The organism is Brachyspira sp. SAP_772, assembly GCF_009755885.1.
Lineage (GTDB): Bacteria > Spirochaetota > Brachyspiria > Brachyspirales > Brachyspiraceae > Brachyspira.
On sequence record NZ_VYIX01000092.1, the window covers coordinates 1 to 831 of the forward strand.

General features: G+C 29.5%; 1 protein-coding gene. It reads left to right on the plus strand.

Annotated features, from left to right (window positions below; genetic code table 11):
* Positions 1–43: 43 nt before the first annotated feature.
* A partial coding sequence (locus tag GQX97_RS12780; RefSeq protein ID WP_157152256.1) for a galactose ABC transporter substrate-binding protein occupies positions 44–831 on the plus strand: 788 nt, incomplete at its 3' end.

Consider the following 831-nt stretch of genomic DNA (forward strand, 5'->3'; position numbering starts at 1 on the left):
ATTGAAATTTATAAATAATATTTTTACAAATAGGAGTAATTTTATGAACAAATTTATTTTTTCATTGCTATTATTTTTATCTATTTTGTCTAGTTGTTCATCAAAGAAGGTTAATGAGTCTAATGATAAGTCAATAGATGTTGCTGTGGCAATATATAGATATGATGATAGTTTTATTTCTTTTATGAGAAGGAATATTGAAACATTCWWAAAGAGTGATAATGTGAAGTTTACTATGACTGATGCTGAGAATGACCAAGTTAAGCAATATGACCAAATAGAGGCTGCTATACAGAGAAATGTTGATGCTCTTGCTATTAATTTAGTTGATCCTTTAGCTGCTAATTTGGTTATAGAAAAAGTAAAACCTTCAAACATTCCTGTAATATTTTTTAATAAAGAGCCAAAAAAAGATGATTTATTGAGTTATGATAAGGTTTGGTATGTTGGTACTAGAAGTGTTGAATCTGGCGATATGCAAGGAAATATAGTATTAAATGCTTGGCTTTCAAATCCTTCTTTGGATAAAAACAAAGACGGCAAATTGCAGTATGTTTTGCTTAAAGGTGAAGAAGGACACCCAGATGCTGAAGGAAGAACAGAGAGAGTTAAGGCTATATTAGAAGAAAATGGTATTGTATTAGAAGAGYTAGAGATGAATAATGCTAATTGGGATATACTTCAGGCACAAACTTTAATGGACGCTTGGATAAAAAAACATGAGAATAATATTGAGTTTATTTTCTCTAATAATGATGCTATGGCTTTGGGAGCTTTAAAATCTATACAAAAAGAAGGTTATAATATAGGAGACAGCAATAAATTTATACC